15 protein-coding genes are annotated in these 16,648 nt (G+C 55.5%); 10 read left to right on the forward strand and 5 right to left on the reverse strand.

Features of this window, described 5'->3' with window-relative positions; translation table 11 throughout:
- Nucleotides 1-24: 24 nt before the first annotated feature.
- Together lysS and ung are read left to right on the forward strand one after the other, a co-directional pair.
- Nucleotides 25-1,557: a lysine--tRNA ligase gene (gene lysS / locus FFI90_RS15570; protein WP_144779214.1), complete on the forward strand. Its 1,533-nt coding sequence runs from the start codon at nucleotides 25-27 to the stop codon at nucleotides 1,555-1,557.
- A gap of 2 nt (nucleotides 1,558-1,559) precedes the next feature.
- Entirely contained in the window at nucleotides 1,560-2,288 is a 729-nt protein-coding gene (ung, locus tag FFI90_RS15575; protein ID WP_144779216.1) for a uracil-DNA glycosylase, read from the forward strand.
- An 8-nt stretch (nucleotides 2,289-2,296) separates the two neighbouring features.
- Here ung and FFI90_RS15580 read toward each other — a convergent pair whose 3' ends face one another.
- From FFI90_RS15580 to nadB, 5 genes are all read right to left on the reverse strand, one after another.
- A complete protein-coding gene (locus tag FFI90_RS15580; RefSeq protein WP_144779218.1) occupies nucleotides 2,297-3,130 on the reverse strand; it encodes an HDOD domain-containing protein in 834 nt (277 codons plus the stop codon).
- A gap of 119 nt (nucleotides 3,131-3,249) precedes the next feature.
- Nucleotides 3,250-4,260, reverse strand: coding sequence for a CAF17-like 4Fe-4S cluster assembly/insertion protein YgfZ (gene ygfZ / locus FFI90_RS15585; RefSeq protein WP_144779219.1), 1,011 nt, complete (start codon nucleotides 4,258-4,260; stop codon nucleotides 3,250-3,252).
- 21 nt (nucleotides 4,261-4,281) lie between these two features.
- Nucleotides 4,282-4,761: a hypothetical protein gene (locus FFI90_RS15590; RefSeq protein ID WP_186318004.1), complete on the reverse strand. Its 480-nt coding sequence runs from the start codon at nucleotides 4,759-4,761 to the stop codon at nucleotides 4,282-4,284.
- Nucleotides 4,727-4,993, reverse strand: coding sequence for an FAD assembly factor SdhE (locus tag FFI90_RS15595; protein ID WP_144779223.1), 267 nt, complete (start codon nucleotides 4,991-4,993; stop codon nucleotides 4,727-4,729). Before FFI90_RS15595 ends, FFI90_RS15590 begins: the two co-directional genes overlap by 35 nt.
- A gap of 23 nt (nucleotides 4,994-5,016) precedes the next feature.
- Nucleotides 5,017-6,621 (reverse strand): L-aspartate oxidase, encoded by a 1,605-nt coding sequence (gene nadB / locus FFI90_RS15600; protein ID WP_186318009.1) that lies wholly within the window; start codon nucleotides 6,619-6,621, stop codon nucleotides 5,017-5,019.
- A gap of 134 nt (nucleotides 6,622-6,755) precedes the next feature.
- Here nadB and rpoE point away from each other — a divergent pair, with 134 nt between their 5' ends.
- From rpoE to lepB, 8 genes are all read left to right on the forward strand, one after another.
- Complete coding sequence (gene rpoE, locus FFI90_RS15605; protein WP_144779227.1) at nucleotides 6,756-7,442, forward strand: RNA polymerase sigma factor RpoE; 687 nt, start codon at nucleotides 6,756-6,758, stop codon at nucleotides 7,440-7,442.
- A gap of 15 nt (nucleotides 7,443-7,457) precedes the next feature.
- Nucleotides 7,458-8,042, forward strand: coding sequence for a sigma-E factor negative regulatory protein (locus tag FFI90_RS15610; protein ID WP_144779229.1), 585 nt, complete (start codon nucleotides 7,458-7,460; stop codon nucleotides 8,040-8,042).
- Between the two features lie 21 nt (nucleotides 8,043-8,063).
- On the forward strand, nucleotides 8,064-9,107 hold the full coding sequence (locus tag FFI90_RS15615; protein ID WP_425463110.1) for a MucB/RseB C-terminal domain-containing protein: 1,044 nt from the start codon (nucleotides 8,064-8,066) through the stop codon (nucleotides 9,105-9,107).
- Nucleotides 9,104-9,571 (forward strand): SoxR reducing system RseC family protein, encoded by a 468-nt coding sequence (locus FFI90_RS15620; protein ID WP_144779231.1) that lies wholly within the window; start codon nucleotides 9,104-9,106, stop codon nucleotides 9,569-9,571. The genes FFI90_RS15615 and FFI90_RS15620 overlap by 4 nt, the downstream gene beginning before the upstream one ends.
- Before the next feature lie 108 nt (nucleotides 9,572-9,679).
- The gene (locus tag FFI90_RS15625) at nucleotides 9,680-11,068 is read left to right on the forward strand and encodes a DegQ family serine endoprotease (protein WP_246123636.1); all 1,389 of its coding nucleotides are present in this window, start codon (nucleotides 9,680-9,682) and stop codon (nucleotides 11,066-11,068) included.
- Between the two features lie 137 nt (nucleotides 11,069-11,205).
- Entirely contained in the window at nucleotides 11,206-13,929 is a 2,724-nt protein-coding gene (locus FFI90_RS15630) for a bifunctional diguanylate cyclase/phosphodiesterase (protein WP_246123610.1), read from the forward strand.
- A 104-nt stretch (nucleotides 13,930-14,033) separates the two neighbouring features.
- Entirely contained in the window at nucleotides 14,034-15,836 is a 1,803-nt protein-coding gene (gene lepA, locus FFI90_RS15635) for a translation elongation factor 4 (RefSeq protein ID WP_144779236.1), read from the forward strand.
- A gap of 11 nt (nucleotides 15,837-15,847) precedes the next feature.
- Nucleotides 15,848-16,624, forward strand: a complete 777-nt coding sequence (gene lepB / locus FFI90_RS15640; RefSeq protein WP_144779238.1) for a signal peptidase I — start codon at nucleotides 15,848-15,850, stop codon at nucleotides 16,622-16,624.
- Nucleotides 16,625-16,648: the final 24 nt, after the last annotated feature.

Here is a 16,648-nt window from a genome sequence, read left to right on the forward strand (position 1 = left end):
CCCCTGATTTTCTAGTGAGCCAACATGACTGAACACACCAAGAATGCACCGCAAGAGGACAACAGGCTGATTGCCGAGCGTCGCGCCAAACTGGCAGAGCTGCGCGAGAGTGGCAATCCCTTCCCCAACGATTTCCGACGCGATGCCACCGCCGCCGAACTGCAGGCGAAATACGGTGACAAGAGCAAGGAAGAGCTGGAGTCCATGGGCATAAAGGTTGCCATTGCCGGTCGCATGATGCTTGATCGCAAGGCATTCAAAGTGGTTCAGGATATGACTGGCCGTATGCAGATTTACGCGACCAAAGATGTGCAGAAAGATACCAAACACTGGGATCTTGGGGACATTGTGGGTGTGCGGGGAATGCTGACCAAATCCGGCAAGGGCGATCTGTATGTGACGATGGATGAGTATGTTCTGCTCACCAAGTCACTGCGTCCGCTGCCGGAGAAGCACAAAGGCCTGACCGATACCGAATCGCGCTATCGTCACCGCTATGTGGATCTGATGGTCAATGAAGACAGCCGCCGGGTATTTCTTGCGCGCTCGAAGATCATTACCGCCATGCGTCAGTTTTTCGCCGATCGCGATTTCATGGAGGTGGAAACTCCCATGCTGCAGGTTATTCCCGGTGGTGCGACCGCGCGGCCGTTTATGACCCACCACAACGCTCTGGGCATTGATATGTACCTGCGCATCGCGCCTGAACTGTATCTGAAGCGCCTGGTTGTAGGCGGTTTTGAGCGGGTGTTCGAGATCAACCGTAATTTCCGGAACGAGGGGCTTTCTACCCGCCATAATCCGGAATTTACCATGGTGGAATTCTATCAGGCGTATGCCGATTACAACGACCTGATGGATCTTACCGAAGACATGCTGCGCGCTATTGCTGAGCAGGTGCTGGGCACGACCAAGGTAGTCAATACCCGCATCCTGGCTGACGGCACGGAAGAGTCTATCGAGTACGACTTTGGCAAGCCCTTTGAGCGCCTTACAGTAGTGGACGCTATCCTGCGCTACTCTCCGGATGTCACTGCCGAGCAGCTTGCGGATGAGGCTTCTGCGCGGCAGGTGGCCAATGACTTGGGCATTCACGTGAAAAATGGCTGGGGTCTGGGCAAGATTCAGATCGAGATCTTTGAAGCGACCGCAGAGCATCGCCTGATGCAGCCTACGTTCATCACCGAATACCCGAAAGAAGTGTCGCCGCTTGCGCGCTGCAAGGACAGCAACCCGTTCGTGACCGAGCGCTTCGAGTTCTTCGTGGGTGGCCGCGAGATTGCCAACGGCTTTTCCGAGCTTAATGATGCGGAAGATCAGGCAGAACGCTTCCAGGCGCAGGTTGCTGAAAAAGATGCCGGCGACGACGAGGCCATGTTCTACGACGAAGATTACGTTATGGCGCTGGAGTATGGCCTGCCACCAACTGCAGGTGAGGGCATAGGTATTGACCGGCTGGCCATGCTGCTGACCAATTCGCCCTCCATTCGCGACGTAATCCTGTTCCCGGCCATGCGCCCGGAGCACAAAGCCGAGAGCTCCAAACCGGAGGAATGACCATGCACCCGGTTGAGGAACTGGCAAGCCATCTCAGGCCCGACCGGGGCTGGAGTGAATACCTCGCCGGCGAATTCCGTCAGCCCTACATGCATGTGCTGGCGGAATTTCTCGCTGCTGAAGAAAGCGCCGGGAAGGTTCTCTTCCCGGACAGCAAACACTGCTTTAATGCCTTGAATAGCACGCCTCTGGATCAGGTGCGTGTTGTCATTCTTGGGCAAGACCCCTACCACGGCCCCGGCCAGGCCCACGGCCTGTGTTTTTCCGTGAGGCCGGATGTTCCGCCGCCACCGTCACTTGTTAACATGTTCAAGGAAATCCAGAGTGATCTGGGTATTGCGCCGCCGGATCACGGCTGTCTGCAACCTTGGGCGGAGCAGGGCGTGTTGCTGCTTAACAGCGTACTAACGGTGGTTCAAGGGCAAGCCGGCGCGCATCAGGGAAAAGGCTGGGAGGCGTTTACCGATCGCGTGATTGAGACAGTGAATCAGGAGCGTGAAGGTGTTGTGTTCTTGTTATGGGGCAGTTATGCCAAAAAGAAGGGGCGGCACATTGATCGTAACCGCCACCTTGTGCTGGAAGGGCCGCATCCGTCACCGCTCAGTGCTTATCGCGGTTTCTTCGGTTGCAAGCATTTCTCCCGGGCCAATGAATGGCTCCGGGAGCAAGGGGGGGAGCCTGTAGATTGGAGGTTGCCTTCCAAAGCAGGCCTGATTGCCCGTTATAAATAGTCCTGATCCTATTGAAGCAAAGCCATTGCAGCTTCCATCTGGGCGTTCAAATCTTCCTCTTCATTCATATCGATATTCGGGTCAATACCGAGGCGATCGAAAGCTGAGATGGCCGTCCAATCCATCTCTGCCCATGGGTGCTCGGAGCCTGCAACCAGTTGCAGATTGGCGACCATGACCAAGTCGGCGTAATCGGCTGAAGGTACTTCTCTCTGGAAGTTGGCGTATTCCAGGGGAACATTCTGCAGGTCCTTCGGGAAGTCCCACTTTTTAAGAATGGCTGTTCCGATTCTTGGATGCAGTTCCTCAATGATATTGTCCAGCATTATGCTGCTGACCTGCACATCCTCGTCTTCCACATAGCGCAAAATGGGCAGTACACCAATCAGGTGCACCAGGCCAGCCAGGGTGGCCTGATCCGGCTTCAGCTTTGTGTAATGCTGGGCCAGTACGTGGCAAACACCAGCCACTTCGGTGCTGGTTTGCCATGTTGCACGCAGGCGCTTGTCGATCATGTCAGAGGTTGCCTGGAACATCTGCTGCATGGCCAGGCCCATAGCCAGGTTGCTGGTGTAGGCCATACCGAGCCGGCTTACCGCCATGTTCAGGTTCTCTATAGCACGGTTGCCCCGGAACAATGGGCTGTTGCAAACGCGGATGATGCGAGCCGAGAGGGCTGTATCGTTGCTGATAACCTTGACCAGGTCACCAATGGCCGAATCTTCGGACTCGGCGATATCGCGCACCTGAAGCGCAGCTTCCGGCAGGGTGGGAAGTACCAGTTTGTCGTTTTCGATTGCGGCCGTAAGATCCGCTTTGATGGTTTCGGCAATATTCGACATAGTTAGGCAAGGGTCCGCTTGTCAGTTCGGGAGGCCCGTGATGGTGTCGAGCGGGCGCTCCGGAAGGTCAGAAATATGAACTCTATTTATAGCAAATTCTCACGAGTTTGCCTGTCAACTTATGTATCCTTTGGTGCGCCGCCTTCACGTTCGGTAACGGTGTAGGGCAGCGGTCGCTGTTCCAGTAAAGCTCCTGGCTGGCCATCTGTTGACAGTTCGCCATTGGCAGCGTCGTGGCGGATGACCGCAAGCAGTTCGCAAGAGCCGTCGTCGAAGCCCACGGAGTTGACCACTTCGCCCACTGAGCGTTCGCCCGCCTTGACGGAGGTTCCCGGTGTGGGAGGAGAGTTACCCCCTGCGACGCTAAAGCGAAACAGACTTTTCTTGAGCTGCCCAAGGAAATGCATCCGCGCGATCACTTCCTGGCCGGTGTAGCAGCCTTTTTTAAAGTGGACGCCGCCCAGATGTTGCCAGTTGAGCATTTGAGGCACATAGGATTCGCTGGTGGCGGTGCTTAGCATGGGCACGCCCGCTGCAATCTCGGATGCCTGCCAGTCGGCCAGAGTCTTTTGGGGAATGTGATCCAGTTTCAGATCTCCTGCGGAGGGTTGCCACAGCTCAAAGCGCGGGAGCCCTTCCGTTGTGTTTTCTGTGCGGATCAGAAACCCGGAGTCGAGCGTCAGAGTGTCGCCCGGCAATGCCAGGCTGAGCAGTTCTCCTCCCGCAATACTCGAGGCGGCTTCATTGCCCAGCAGCCCGATGATTTGCCCCTCGGTTTGTGCTGTCATGGAGGTGCCACGGAACAGCATCATGTATTTGCGCAGGTGAGCCATGACTGGATCTGCCAGTTCGGAGGGAAGATCCATCAGAATGTCGTTGCCGTCGCGCACAAGACGAGTCAGGCAGTAAGCGCGGCCTTTGGGCGTCGCGCCGGCTGCCCGGAGCGATGTGCCTGTTTTGATGTCATCAAGGTTCTGGCTTAACTGTCCCTGCAGGAACTTGTCGGTACCCGGGCCGGAGATACGAACCAGAACACGATTGGTCAGCAGGATGTGGCCCGAAGTCGGGGGTGGAAGCTCGGCTGATGTGTATGCGGGCGTGGCTGAAACAGGTGTTTCTGTACCAGTCATGGGAAAACTCCGGGCAGAAAGCTATTCAAATGATTGCTGAGCGCGGCCCAGTCGGAGCCACATTCTCAGGCGGCGAAACTGATCTTCGGATACATTACCCGCAATCCATCCACCAGAGAGTAGCACAACCGGGTATGAAGAAGACCTGGAGGCTACAGGCTGCAGTTTCAAGAGCGCAAATTTCGAATTGATGCGGCTCGACGGTCTGGCACTTACCGCCAGAGTTTGCCCGTTGCCAAGGCGGGCATAGAGCGTACCCATGTCCTGATGCAACGCCAGAACGGCCGCATTCCCTGCCAATAATCCATTCAACCGATACTGGTAGAGCGCGCCTGCCAGGGTTACCGGTGCCAGCGCGTACATCCAGTGCTTTCCGGAGGCGCCGGCTATCAGTGCGAAAGTGCTGGCAACCAGCCATGGTGCAGCGGCCAGGCAACCCGCCACAACACTGCGTGTAATCGTCAGGTCAATCCGGTTGGACACGGGCAAGGATGATGTCAACGATGCGCTGGAGATCCGGATCATCAGAGCGGCTGCGCTGCATGAACCATTCGAACATATCGGCATCCTCACAGCTCAGAAGCCTGTTGTAGCGTGCCTGATCATCCTTGTCCAAATCCCGGTAGGCTTCTTCCAGAAATGGAATCAGCAGGACATCCAGTTCCAGCATTCCGCGGCGGCTGTGCCACCAGAGACGGTTGAAATCCGCATTGCCCGCTTGGGTGTCTTGCATATTTGCTCTCTTGGTCGTTCCCTTTACGGTGAAGGGGTTCTGTAGGTTGTTGGTATCAGTACGGTATCACGGACCTCGTGTAGCAGCCCCGGATAATCCAGTGTGTAATGCAGGCCTCGGCTTTCCTTGCGTTGCAGCGCGGCACAGATAATCAGGTCGGACACGGTGACCAGGTTCCTGAGTTCAAGAAGGTCGTTGGTTACCCGATAGTTACTGTAAAACTCGCCGATTTCGTCGGACAGGAGATCAACCCGGTGCTTCGCCCGCTGCAGGCGCTTGGTTGTACGCACAATGCCCACGTAATCCCACATAAAGTGACGCAACTCGTCCCAGTTGTGAGAAATTACAACGTCTTCATCTGAATCCCGAACCTGGCTTTCGTCCCATGCCGGGGCCTCAGGGGGAGAAGGGATGTCCGCTTCCCGGCGCGCAATATCGGCTGCCGCTGCCTGACCATACACGAGGCATTCCAGCAACGAATTGCTGGCCATACGATTGGCGCCATGTAGCCCGGTAAATCCGGCCTCCCCGACTACGTAGAGCTGGTTGATGTCGGTTCGTGCCCGCTCATCGCTGACAATGCCGCCGCAGGTATAGTGCGCTGCAGGCACCACAGGAATGGGCTCGCGAGTAATGTCGATGCCAAACTCGAGACATTTCTCGTAGATGGTGGGGAAATGATGCCGGACGAAATCCGCAGGCTTGTGGCTTATGTCCAGATACAGGTGGTCTGCACCCAGCCGCTTCATTTCATGGTCGATGGCCCGGGCCACTATGTCCCGTGGTGCCAATTCGCCGCGCTTGTCGAAACGATCCATGAAGCGGGAGCCGTCCGGCAGCTTCAGAAGTCCCCCTTCGCCCCTTACCGCTTCGGTAATCAGGAACGACTTGGCGTGCGGATGGTACAGACAGGTCGGGTGGAACTGGTTGAACTCCATGTTGCCAACACGACAGCCTGCACGCCAGGCCATGGCAATGCCATCACCGGATGCGCCGTCAGGATTGGTGGTGTAACGGTAGGCCTTGGATGCGCCACCGGTAGCGATGACGGTGAAGCGCGCCCGGAAAAGTTCTACATGGTTGTCTTCAAGGTTCAGTATGTAGGCGCCAACGCAGCGGTTGCCTGGCAATGCCAGTTTGCGATTGGTAATCAGGTCTACCGCAACACGACCTGATCTGAGTTCGATGTTGGGTCGCGCTTGGGCCTGAGCTGCCAATGTTGTGGATACCGCGTACCCCGTGGCATCAGCGGCATGAATGATGCGTCGGTGGCTATGACCACCTTCGCGGGTCAGGTGGAGCTGGGCATCGGTGTCCCGGGTAAAGTCAACGCCGGTGCCGATGAGCCATTCAATGCTTTCCTTGCTGTGCTCCACAGTGAAACGCACGGCTTCTTCGCTGCACAGGCCTCCGCCAGCAGCGAGGGTATCCTGCACATGGTTTTCGGTGGAGTCCTGGTCGTCCAGAACAGCTGCTATGCCGCCCTGGGCCCAGAGTGTGGCTCCGCTGCTGATGTCACCCTTGCTGACCACGCATACCTTTAGATGCTCCGGCAAGTTAAGCGCAACGGTCAGTCCGGCAGCGCCGCTGCCGATAATGAGAACATCATATTCATAGGACTGTGGCATCGGGTCGTTATCGCGGGCCATAATGTAGACGTGTATTGAACTAAATTTTACGCTTGCTGTCTATTTGGCCTGACAGATGATCGGTCTTATTAGGCTGAGTCGTCGTTTCGTAAAACGGGCGCCGGACAGTGAGCATGAACCATCAGAAACTCGTATCGGCCGGTAAGCTGGCCACTAAAACAGAGCGCACCGGCATAGCGTCCATGGCACCCGAGAACGACCAGAAACAGGCTGAACAGCCAGATAGTCAGACCGATCTGCAACTTGTTCGCAAAGTCCGGAACGGGGATCGCGCAGCGTTTGATCTTTTGGTGGTCAAATATCAATCAAGGTTGGCTTCTATAATCAGCCGTTATGTTTACGACAGCCAGGAAGTCATGGACCTTACCCAGGAAGCGTTCATCAAGGCTTACCGGGCCATCGACCGTTTTCGTGGTGACAGTGCCTTCTACACTTGGCTTTATCGTATTGCGGTGAACACCGCGAAAAATCATCTCGAGTCTCGCAGCCGAAGGCCCCAGGGTAGCGCGGATTCGGCTGAAGCGGAGAATTTTGATGACGGTCGGCGGCTGCGGGATATCGCTTCGCCGGAACGTCTTTTGCAGCGTGATCAGCTGCAGAAGGAGCTAAGTAGCGCCATAGCCAACCTGCCAGAAGAGCTCCGTTCGGCATTTTTGCTGCGGGAGTATGACGGGCTCAGTTATGAGGATATAGCGCGAATTCTGGAGTGCCCGATCGGGACAGTGCGCTCACGTATTTTCCGGGCCAGAGATGCTGTTGATAGACATCTTGGGCCTCTGCTCAATCATTCGGTGACGTAATTGAAGGTGCATCCTATGGATGATCGTCTCAGAGAAACACTGTCGGCCATGATGGACGATGAAGCCGACGAACTTTCGGTTCGACGCCTGTTATCACATGAAGGTCAGGACGACGTGCGTGCTCAGTGGCAGCGATGGCAGGGCATTCACGATCTTATGCATCGGGGCCATTCACCGGCTGAGGGCGTTGATGTCAGTGTGGCCGTGCGCGAAGCGCTCGACGGCCGCATCAGATCGCAGGTGCCGGCTGTATCGCTCAGCTGTGAAGCGCCGCGCCGCTGGCAATGGCCGGCGGTGGCAATGGTTGCCGTTGCTTTACTGGTGGGCTTTGGTGCTGGCGCGGGCTGGGATGCCGGAGAGGTGTCTCCCGGTGCGCTGGCGTCTGCACCTGTAACGGAAACGTCCGATGCCGAGTCTGCGGGCAATGTATCGGCCGGGGAGCGTGCACCGGTTCAGGAAGTTGCCTTGCAAGGGCTTGATGAAGAGCAGTGGGAGCACATGAGCCGCTATCTGCTGGAACACGCCCAGCACAACAGCGTAGGTGCCGGACAGGGCTCGGTGGGTTATGCCCGCCTTGTCAGTGCAAATGGCGGCTATTGATAGCAATTAATGAAGGTGTTCATGAACAAAGCCCGTTATTTCGGCCCGAGTCTGACTAACCTGTCATTGCGTTGGCTCCTTACGCTTACATTGGCGATGGTTTTGCCCGCGTCAGCGTTTGCTGAAGAGAAGTCAGCGGCCTACTGGCTGGAACAGTTGGGGCCGGCCCTTAACATGACCTCTTATCGCGGCGTGTTTGTATACGCCCGAGGGTCCAGTGTGCACTCCATGCAGATTGCCCATCGCTTTCACAACGGCATTGTGGAAGAGCGCCTGGTTCTACAGGACGGAGGCAGTGGAGAGATTGTTCGCCGGGATATGAATGTGGTCTGCGTGCTCCCTGAGCAGGGGAAGGTAAGGCTGGATCAGGTTATTCCATCCGGGCCGTTCGCGGAGGCATTTGCAAGCCAGCTGATTCCCGTAAGCCGCTGGTATAGTGCCGAATTGAAAGGCGAAGACCGTATAGCCGGCTATGACGTGATTACGGTAGCCCTGACGGCCAAAGACCGGCATCGATACAGTCACCGGCTGTGGCTGGAAAAATCCACCGGTCTTTTGGTGAAAAGTCACGTGCGGGCCGCTGGTGGCGAGGTGCTGGAGCACTTTCAGTTCACCAGTCTTGAGATTACTGACGATATTCCTGACGGTGAACTTGAGATCCGCACCGAGGGTCGTGAGGTCTCCCGTACACTGGGTGATGCAGGTCAGCGTTTGGGTTCGCAGGATGGCTTGTCAAAAGCATCGCGTATGCATGGTTGGCATCTTGGCTGGCGCCCGGAAGGTTTTGAGCCTGCTGCAGCGCCCATGTCGGGCAATGGGCAAACAGTTGCGTTTTCAGACGGGTTGGCGGCTTTCTCTGTATTTGTTGAGTCCGCAGGCAGAGTGAGCATGCCCACGGGCGCAACCCGCATTGGGGCAACAACGATTTATATGCACCAACTGCAAAGCGGGAATCAGGCCGTTCTGGTGACCGTAGTAGGCGAAATACCGCCAGCAGCGGCGCGCCAGGTCGCTGAATCGGTGCAGGTCAACGAAGCGTTTATTTCGGGTGCCTCTGAACCGTGATTACCGAGACAGGAAAAGTCGTTGCTGTGACCGGTGAGCACGCCTGGGTCCAGACTATACGTACCAGCGCCTGCGAGAGCTGTGCGGCACGTAATGGTTGTGGGCAGAAGGTGCTGGCTTCGGCAACTGGCGGCCGTGCCAATCAGGTTCGTGTCGTTAATTCCGTGAACGCCCGTGTGGGTGAAGATGTGACGCTTGGTATTAACGAAAGCGCACTCCTTGGTGCTTCTCTGCTGGTATATGCGCTTCCTTTATTGCTCATGGTTGCGGCCAGTATAATCGGGCACCAGCTGTCCGATGAGAGTGATCTGGCGGCTATGGCGGGCGCCGTTGTCGGTCTTGCATTCGGCTTTTTGATAAGTCGAAAATTACAGAGCCGGAATGCCGGCAACTATGAACCCATGCTGCTCCGGATTAACCGCATCCCGGCCGGGGTAGCTTCTCATCCCGACTCATTAACCTGATATACAGGGGGTTCCGACATGCTGAGAACAACTATTGAAGTAACCCGGCTCTCCCCGACATCACTCACTCAGAGGGTGTCGGGTTCTCTGTTGGTGGTACTGTTTGCTATGGTGCTGCTGGCTTGGAGCCAGGCAGGCTTCGCACGAGGTTTGCCGGACTTTACCGGGCTGGTTGAGGAAAACGCAGGCGCGGTCGTTAACATAAGCACCACCAGTGCTCCCGCAACAGGAAACACGCGCTTTCACGGTTTGCCTTTTGATGAGCGACAGCTCGACCAGTTGCCGGAGTTTTTCCAGGAATTCTTTCGCGGTCCCCAGTCGCCCTTCGGTGGCGCCCCGGGTAATTCTCAGCCGACTCGCTCCATGGGGTCAGGGTTTATAGTGTCCGCCGATGGTTACGTGTTGACCAATAATCATGTAGTTGAAGGCGCTGATGAGATTATTGTCCGCCTCAACGACCGTCGTGAGTTGCCGGCGACTCTGGTAGGCACAGATCCCCGTTCGGATATGGCCGTTTTGAAAATCGAGAATGGGGACGACCTGCCTGTGGTAAAAACAGGGCGCTCCAAGGACCTCAAGGTCGGTGAATGGGTGTTTGCGATCGGCTCACCGTTTGGCTTCGATTATACCGTTACAGCCGGCATTGTCAGTGCGTTGGGTCGTTCGCTCCCGTCAGAAAACTATGTGCCGTTTATCCAGACCGACGTAGCCATTAATCCGGGAAACTCTGGGGGCCCTCTGTTCAATCTTGATGGCGAAGTGATTGGTATTAATTCGCAGATATATACTCGCTCTGGCGGTTTCATGGGGGTCTCGTTTGCTATTCCCATTGACGATGCCATGAGCGTATTTCGTCAGATTCGCGACAAGGGCGCGGTTTCCCGTGGCTGGTTGGGTGTGCTGATCCAGGAAGTGAATCGTGATCTGGCAGAGTCTTTTGGGCTCAAACGCCCACGGGGCGCATTGATTGCCGAGGTTATGGATGGTTCGCCAGCCGAGGCTGGTGGCTTGCAGTCTGGTGATATCGTGCTTGAGTACGATGGTGATGACATTCAGCTCTCGTCGGATTTGCCGCCCATGGTGGGCCGCACTCCGGTAGGTGAGACGGCTCGATTGACCGTTCTTCGCGGAGGAAAAGAGATCGCACTGGATGTAGAAATCGGTCAACTGCCAGACGAGCGCGGTGCCCAGCAGTCTGTTCCCTCTGGTGGTGGTAGCTCGTCTACGGCGCCGTTAGGGCTGACCGTTGAGCCTCTGCCTTCGGATCTCGCTGACTCTATTGGCGTGCCAGGTGGCGTTCTGGTGGCTGGTGTTGGCAAAGGGCCAGCCTATGATGCCGGCATACGCACCCGTGATGTGATCACCGAAATAAACAGGAAGGCGGTGTCGTCAGTTGCGGATTTCCGAAAAGTCATCAAAACACTGCCAGAAGGGCGTGCGGTATCCGTTCGCGTAGTGCGCCAGGGCAGGGCGATCTATCTTGTTATGAAGCCCTGATGGCAGGTGTTTGAAAAGACATAGCAATATTACAAAGAGCCCCGAAACCTGATGTTGGAAACGACAGGCTTCGGGGCTTTTGCTATACTGCGATGCTGAAATAATAAGAGCTGCCACGGAATGGATCAGGCCAGATTATGAACAGAAAGGATCTCCCCCTCCTGCAACTTCTGAAACCTCGTAATGCCTGGCTCGCCTGGCTGCTTCTGGTCATAGCGATCGCTGTAACGGTGGCGTCCTGGCAGTTTTCCATCCGGTTGGTCGAAGATCGCACGGAAGCCCGGTTTCGTACCCAGTCGCTGCAATTGAAAACCGCCATTGAGGAACGATTGCTCAACTATGAGCAGGTTCTGGCGGGCAGTGCCGGTCTTTTCGCGGTCGCGGGTGACATTTCCCGTGATCAGTGGCGGGAATATGTTCACAAGGTCGACATCAATCGTTATTACCCGGGCATTCAGGGCATCGGGTATGTTGAGCGTATTGAAGTGCGGGATATGGCCGAACACATTGCTTTGGTGCGTGCAGAGGGGGTTTACAAGTATTTGGTGAAACCCCTGGGAACCGGGCCTTTCTATTACCCTATGGTTTATCTGGAACCCGGGACTGAGCGCAACCTGAAAGCACTGGGCTATGACGCGTTCAGTGATCCGGTTCACCGCAAAGCCATGGAGCGGTCAAGGGATGATGCCATTCCGACGGTAACGGCCAAAGTGGTTTTGGTGCAAGAAGAGCTGGCGGAGGGGCAAGCCAGTTTTCTGATGTACTACCCGGTTTATCAGGGTGGGGAGGTGCCGGGAATACGGGCAGAACGCCGCATGATGCTGGCGGGCTTTGTGTTCAGCGCGTTTCGTATGAATAACCTCCTTGACGGCATCATCGGCCTTATTTCACCGTTTCTCGACATCCGTATTTACGATAATGGCGTCGTTGGCCGTGAAAATCTGATGTACGGTTCGAACCTCGGCTCCCTGGACAATGAGTTCAGTTTTGAAATGAGCCAGACTGTAAGCCATGGCGGACGTGACTGGCTCCTGCAAACCCGTTCCACGCCAGCTTTTGACTATCTTGCGTCCGACCCGCGCCCGTCGATCGTGCTTGGAAGCGGCGTTGTTATCAGTTTGCTGCTTTTTGTCGTGGCACTGGTGTTGATTCATTCTCGCCTTATGGCGCAGATCGGTGCCGGGCGTTATCGAGCGATTACGGAGGGCGCGGCCAACGTTACGCTGGTTATGGATGAGGAGGGTACGCCGCTTTATGCCAGCCCCTCCAGCTATGACATTCTCGGGTTCGATCCCGACGAAGTTCAGGCGCTTGCGCTGGAAAGCCTTGTGCACGAAGATGACTGGCCACAGTTGGAGCAGGGTTTTGACAATGCTGTGGAATCACCGGGCAAGCAGATGCCGGTTATCCGGGCACGGATCCGCGATGCCGATGACAACTGGCGCGACATGGAAGGCACCTATACCGCCATGCTGAAGGTGCCCGGTGTTAACGGTGTAGTGCTAAGCCTGCGTGACCTGACCCAGCTGAAAGCGGCGCAGTCCGAGCTCCACAGGCTTGCGTTTTACGACCCCCTTACAGGTCTGGCCAACCGCCAGTTATTCCGTGATCGTCTCAACAACATCGTGCGCAGAAGCCGCAGAAGCGGTGTTCCTGCAGCGCTGATGTTCCTGGACCTTGATGGCTTCAAGCGTATTAACGATACGCTGGGGCACGATGCCGGCGACGAACTTCTGTGCCAGGTGGCACAATGGCTTGGCGGCTGTGTGCGTGAAGAAGACTCTGTGGCAAGGCTTGGTGGCGATGAGTTTGTGGTGTTGTTGTCACAGGTCAGTGGCACCGATGCGGCTGCCAAGATTGCAGAAACGATTCTGCGCAGGTTGTGCCAGCGGATTCGTCTGAGTGATCATGAGGTGGGCATTACAGTCAGTATTGGTGTCACCATGATTCCCGATGATAGCGAAGACCCCGGCACCTTGATGAAATATGCGGATTTGGCGATGTACCGGGCCAAGGAAATGGGCCGTAATACCTATCAGTTTTTTAAGCCCGCCATGAACATCAAAGCCGCCCGCCGTTTACTTCAGCAGGAAGAGCTGGCGAGCGCTCTTGAAGGCGAACGCTTTGTTCTGCATTACCAGCCCAAGGTAGATCTGAGCAGTCAACGGGTGATTGGTGTTGAGGCATTCCTGCGTTGGCACCACCCGGAAAAGGGTCTGGTCTCTGCGCAGCAGTTTATCGGCTTGGCAGAAGAAACCGGGTTGATTGTACGTCTGGGTGAAATGGCATTGCGCCAAGCCTGTATTCAGGTTCAGGCGCTTGAGCGGGCTGGCTTTGAGGCCTTGAAAATGGCGGTCAATCTTTCTGTCAGGCAGGTCACCGACTCCCGTTTCCTCGATATGGTTCGGCAGGTGATTACCGAAACAGGTGTCTCGCCCGAAAAGCTTGAACTGGAAATGCCGGTGGAACTGCTGAATGAAGACCCGCGCATGCTACGTGAGTTGCTTGTGTCACTAAACGATCTGGGTGTCTGCCTGATTCTGGACGATTTCGGAGCCGGTTCCTGTTCCCTGGTTGCTTTGCAGCAGCTTCCTCTCGATGTTATAAAAATTGATCACCGCTTTATCCGCGATATTCCGTACAATGTCAGCGCGACCGATGTGGCTTCTGCAGTTATTGCGCTGGCGCAGGAGCTCCACCTTACCGTGGTTGCCGAGGGTGTAGAAACACCGCAACAACTTAGCTTCCTGAAATCTGCCGGATGTACGCAGTGCCAAGGCAACCTTTTCAGTTATCCGCTGGATGAAGATGCGCTGATTGGCTTTCTTATCCGGCAGTATGAGCGGCCGCTGATTTGCTGATCATGGCAATGGCGGCCGGTTACCGGTAAAATCACGCCGGCCCCGGACCTCGTAATGGCACCCCCGGGCTCAATCCTTTGCCTTTTTATGAGTATTCATTGTCTGTGACTGAACTGAGCCGAATCCGTAACTTCTCCATTATCGCCCACATTGACCATGGAAAATCCACGCTTGCAGACCGTTTTATCCAGGTTTGCGGAGGCCTGACGAATCGGGAAATGGCCGAACAGGTGCTGGATTCCATGGATCTGGAACGGGAACGGGGCATCACCATCAAAGCTCAGTGTGTCACGCTGCACTACACGGCGCAGGATGGCCAGGTATACAAACTGAACTTTATTGACACTCCCGGTCACGTGGATTTTTCCTACGAAGTATCGCGTTCGCTGTATGCCTGTGAGGGCGCACTACTGGTTGTGGATGCCGGCCAAGGGGTGGAAGCCCAGTCTGTAGCCAACTGTTATACCGCCATCGAACAGGGCCTGGAGGTTGTGCCGGTTCTGAACAAAATGGACTTGCCCCAAGCCGAACCGGAGCGGGTTGCTGCGGAAATAGAAGACATTATCGGTATTGATGCTTCGGATGCGGTGCGCTGCTCCGCCAAAAGCGGAATGGGTGTTGAAGATGTTCTGGAAGACCTGATCAGGAAAATACCGCCACCTCAGGGTGACCGTTCGGCACCATTGCAGGCATTGATCATAGATTCCTGGTTCGATAACTATCTGGGTGTTGTCTCTCTTGTCCGGGTTACCCAGGGCATTATGAAAAAAGGCGACAAGATCGTTATCAAGTCTACCGGCAAGGCCTGGAATGCCGACAAAGTGGGGATTTTCAACCCCAAACCCTACGACACCAACATTCTGGAAGCCGGTGATGTGGGCTTTGTGGTTGCCGGTATCAAGGATATTCACGGTGCTCCGGTCGGCGACACCATCGTGCATCACAAGTTTGCCGCGGATACACCTATGTTGCCCGGGTTCAAGAAGGTGCAACCGCAGGTTTATGCGGGGCTGTTCCCGGTAAGCGCTGACGACTACAACGATTTCCGCGACGCGCTGGAAAAACTCACCCTGAATGACGCCTCACTGTTTTACGAGCCTGAGAGTTCCGATGCTCTGGGCTTCGGCTTCCGCTGTGGTTTTCTGGGCATGCTGCACATGGAGATCATTCAGGAGCGGTTGGAGCGTGAGTACGATATTAATCTGATCACCACCGCGCCTACGGTTATATACGAAGTATTGACCAAGCAGGGTGAGACACTGTCGGTGGACAGTCCCTCAAAGTTGCCGGATATTGGCTCGATCGAGGAAATGCGCGAACCCATCGTCGAAGCGAATATCCTGGTGCCTCAGGAACACTTGGGTAACGTTATAGCGCTTTGCGAGGAGAAGCGAGGCGTTCAGAAAAACATGCACTTTACCACCAATCAGGTGCAGCTGACCTATGAGCTGCCAATGGCCGAAGTGGTGCTCGATTTCTTTGATCGCATCAAATCTGCCAGCCGTGGCTTTGCTTCTCTGGATTACCACTTCGTGCGTTTCCAGCAGGCGAATCTTGTGCGCCTGGACGTACTTATCAACGGTGAGCGTGTGGATGCTTTGGCGTTGATCGTTCATAAAGAACAAGCGAACTACAAAGGGCGTCAGCTCATTGAGAAAATGAAAGAGCTGATCCCCCGGCAGATGTTCGATATCGCCATTCAGGCAGCCATCGGTAATCAGGTGGTGTCCAGGGTCAGTGTGAAAGCGCTGCGCAAAAACGTAACCGCAAAATGTTACGGCGGAGATGTCAGCCGAAAGAAAAAGCTGCTCCAGAAGCAGAAGGAAGGCAAAAAACGCATGAAGCAGGTGGGCAATGTTGAGGTGCCTCAGGAAGCGTTTCTTGCCGTATTGAAAGTCGATAATTAAAAGGCATCTGGATGGATATTGATTTTCCCCTGATTCTGGTGGTTCTGACCTTTGCGTCGGGGCTTATCTGGTTGGCAGATATACTGTTTTTGCGCAAACGTCGCCTTTTGGCGTCTGAGACGGACGTTGGAAGAGAGGAAGCGCCTAAAGAGCCCTACCTGGTCGATGTTAGCCGTTCATTTTTCCCGGTGCTGGCCATTGTGCTGGTACTCCGGTCCTTTCTGGTCGAACCCTTCCAGATCCCCTCCGGCTCCATGCTGCCAACGCTGGAAGTCGGCGACTTTATTCTGGTTAACAAATACGCCTATGGCCTGCGATTGCCGGTTTCCGGGACTAAAATACTGGATATAGGGGACCCGGCCCGGGGTGATGTGATGGTCTTCCGCTACCCCAAGGACGGCGAAACCAACTATATCAAGCGCGTGATCGGTCTCCCCGGAGACACGGTGCGTTATCGCGACAAGCAGCTCTTCGTCAACGGTGAGCAGGTTGAAAGCGAGTTTGTTGTGCGTCTGCCGCCGGTGGAAGTTCGCAGGGAAGATCTGGGAGACGTGGAACACGACATTTTCCTGACCATGGGACGCCCGGGTGCGGCCGGTGAAGGCGAGTGGGAGATACCGGAAGGGCACTATTTCATGATGGGCGATAACCGTGATAACAGTAACGACAGCCGTTACTGGGGTACGGTTCCGGAGGAGCTGATCGTGGGCAAAGCCTTTGCAATCTGGATGCACTGGCAATCTTTCACCAGCCTGCCATCCTTCAAGCGTGTAGGCGGTATTGAGTAATTCTGACTATTCTGGAGTTCAGTT

Source organism: Marinobacter maritimus (assembly GCF_007671675.1).
Taxonomy (GTDB): domain Bacteria; phylum Pseudomonadota; class Gammaproteobacteria; order Pseudomonadales; family Oleiphilaceae; genus Marinobacter; species Marinobacter maritimus.

What these genes read in the sequence shown, in the direction of transcription:
- lysS (WP_144779214.1), top strand. Translation starts at nt 25, where the DNA reads ATGACTGAACACACCAAGAATGCACCGCAAGAGGACAACAGGCTGATT.
- ung (WP_144779216.1), top strand. Translation starts at nt 1,560, where the DNA reads ATGCACCCGGTTGAGGAACTGGCAAGCCATCTCAGGCCCGACCGGGGC.
- FFI90_RS15580 (WP_144779218.1), bottom strand. Translation starts at nt 3,130, where the DNA reads ATGTCGAATATTGCCGAAACCATCAAAGCGGATCTTACGGCCGCAATC.
- ygfZ (WP_144779219.1), bottom strand. Translation starts at nt 4,260, where the DNA reads ATGACTGGTACAGAAACACCTGTTTCAGCCACGCCCGCATACACATCA.
- FFI90_RS15595 (WP_144779223.1), bottom strand. Translation starts at nt 4,993, where the DNA reads ATGCAAGACACCCAAGCGGGCAATGCGGATTTCAACCGTCTCTGGTGG.
- nadB (WP_186318009.1), bottom strand. Translation starts at nt 6,621, where the DNA reads ATGCCACAGTCCTATGAATATGATGTTCTCATTATCGGCAGCGGCGCT.
- rpoE (WP_144779227.1), top strand. Translation starts at nt 6,756, where the DNA reads ATGAACCATCAGAAACTCGTATCGGCCGGTAAGCTGGCCACTAAAACA.
- FFI90_RS15610 (WP_144779229.1), top strand. Translation starts at nt 7,458, where the DNA reads ATGGATGATCGTCTCAGAGAAACACTGTCGGCCATGATGGACGATGAA.
- FFI90_RS15615 (WP_425463110.1), top strand. Translation starts at nt 8,064, where the DNA reads ATGAACAAAGCCCGTTATTTCGGCCCGAGTCTGACTAACCTGTCATTG.
- FFI90_RS15625 (WP_246123636.1), top strand. Translation starts at nt 9,680, where the DNA reads ATGGTGCTGCTGGCTTGGAGCCAGGCAGGCTTCGCACGAGGTTTGCCG.
- FFI90_RS15630 (WP_246123610.1), top strand. Translation starts at nt 11,206, where the DNA reads ATGAACAGAAAGGATCTCCCCCTCCTGCAACTTCTGAAACCTCGTAAT.
- lepB (WP_144779238.1), top strand. Translation starts at nt 15,848, where the DNA reads ATGGATATTGATTTTCCCCTGATTCTGGTGGTTCTGACCTTTGCGTCG.